The organism is Streptomyces sp. 13-12-16, assembly GCF_002114215.1.
Classification (GTDB): domain Bacteria; phylum Actinomycetota; class Actinomycetes; order Streptomycetales; family Streptomycetaceae; genus Streptomyces.
The window spans coordinates 1-2,073 of the sequence record NZ_NCTE01000398.1 but is presented as its reverse complement, the minus strand read 5'-3'; the positions used below and the strand labels follow the sequence as shown (position 1 = coordinate 2,073).

The following is a 2,073-nucleotide window of genomic DNA, read 5'->3' as shown; positions in this document are numbered from 1 at the left end:
GTGCGTTCCCGCGGCGGTCGAGCGCAGCGGACGGGCGACGGCGATACGGCGGCTCAGCACCCGGGCGGTCACCGCCCAGCCCACGCACAGCGCCACCGAGTACGCCGCCGCCATGCCGGTCACGGCCCAGCGGGCGGGCAGCAGTTGGGCCGCCGCCACGGACAGACCCGCGTTGAGGACCACGATCACCAGGTTGAGCAGGAACGGCGTACGGGTGTCGGAGAGCGAGTAGAAGGTGCGGGAGAGCACGTACTGGCCCGACATGGCGACGAGCCCGGGTGCGAAGGCCATCAGGATCGCGGCCATGGCCGCCGTGTCGTCGGCACTGGTCCGGCCGTGTCCGAAGACGAGATCCATCACCGGCCGGGCGAGGGCGAACAGCATGCACGCGGCGGGTACGACGGCGGACGCGGAGGTGCGCAGGGCCCGGGAGACGTCGCGCCGCAGGGCGGCGGTGTCCCCGTCGGCGGCGGACGCGCTCATCCGGGGCATCAGCGCGGTGACCAGGGAGACGGTGATGATGCCGTGCGGTACGACCCACAGGACGTAGGCGCTGTTGTACGCGCTGTACCCGGGGCCGCCGGCGAGGCCGGCGGTCGTGGCCAGCCGGGTGGTGACCCAGTAGGCGGCCTGGTTGGCCAGCACCAGCAGCACCAGCCAGAAGGCCGACCGCAACGGGCGGGTCAGCCCGCTGCCGCGCCAGTCGAAACGGGGCCGCCAGCGGAACCCCGCCGCGCGCAGCGCGGGCAGGAGGGCGAGGGCCTGGACGGCGATGCCGGCGGTGGTGCCCCAGCCGAGCAGGGAGATCTCGGCCGGGGTGAGGGTGTCCCCGCGCGTGGCGAAGACCAGGTACACGCCGAACACGGCCATGACGACGAGGTTGTTGAGAACCGGCGCCCACATCATCGCGCCGAACCGGCCGCGTGCGTTGAGGACCTGTCCGAGCAGGGTGAACAGACCGAGGAAGAGGATCTGCGGCAGGCAGTAACGGGCGAACGCGGTCGTCATGGCGGCCTGCCGGCCGCTGTAGTCGGTGTACGCGTCGACGATCGCGGGAGCCGCCCACACCGCGGTCGCGGTGATCGCCAGCAGGCCGGCCACGCAGACGGTGACGAGCCGGTCGGTGTACGCGACGCCACCGTCCTCGTGCTCCTTGGCCGCCTTGACCAGCTCGGGGACGAAGACGGCGTTGAGCGCGCCGCCGAGGAGGAGCATGTAGACGATGGTGGGCAGGGAGTTGCCGACCGCGTAGCCGTCGGCGGTCGGCCCGATGGTGCCGAGCGCCGCCGCGACCACGGCGGAGCGGGCGAAACCGGTACCCCGGGAGACGATCGACCCGGCGGCCATGACGGCACTGCTGCGTGCCGTGGAGGCCGCCTTCGCACCGGTACCGCCGTCGCCGCACCGCCCGCCGTCCGGCGGGGAGGCGGCACCGTCCGTACCGGTCGGAGCCGTGGCGCTCACCGGCGGTTCAGATACGCCTGGAAGGCGCGGTACAGCGTCTGGTTGGCGGTGCCGCCCAACGGTCTCTCCCATTCCCCCAACGTCTCGACGACCTGCCCGCCGGTGCCGAGCTTCCACCGCAGCAGTCCGTACGCACGTTCGGCAGGGTCGAGAGTGGAGGGTACCCCGCGCATGTCGTAGACGTCAGCGCCGAGGGCGTGGGCGTCCTGCAGCATCCGCCACTGCAGGGCGTTGGAGGGCCGTACCTCGCGGCGGTGGCCGGCCGACGCCCCGGTCTGGTACCAGACCCGGCGGCCCACCGTGATCATGGTGTGGGCGGCGAGGACCTCACCGCGGTGACGGGCGAGATACAGCTTCATCCGGCCCGGTTCCTCGGCGTTGAGCGCCGCGTACTGACGCTCGTAGTAGGCGAGGGAGCGGCCGAGCCGGAAGCCGTCGCGCTGCTCGGTGATGCCCAGCAGCCGGTAGAACTCGGGGAGTTCGGCGGCGCTGCCCACGACCACCTCCACGCCCTCCTTCCGGGCGCGCCGGACGTTGCGCCGCCACTCCTGGTTGAGCCCGGACCACAGGTCCTCGGTGGTGCGTCCGGCGAGCCGTATCCGGAAGACG

At 72.6% G+C, this 2,073-nt stretch carries 2 protein-coding genes; both read right to left on the bottom strand.

Translation table 11 applies throughout. The annotated features are described in order from the left end of the window. A partial coding sequence (gene murJ / locus B7767_RS16330) for a murein biosynthesis integral membrane protein MurJ (protein ID WP_085572831.1) occupies positions 1 to 1,536 on the bottom strand: 1,536 nt, incomplete at its 3' end. Beyond that, positions 1,461 to 2,073 (bottom strand): peptidoglycan bridge formation glycyltransferase FemA/FemB family protein (locus tag B7767_RS16325; RefSeq protein WP_256923463.1); only part of this gene is annotated, 613 nt, incomplete at its 5' end. The genes B7767_RS16325 and murJ, both read right to left, overlap by 76 nt.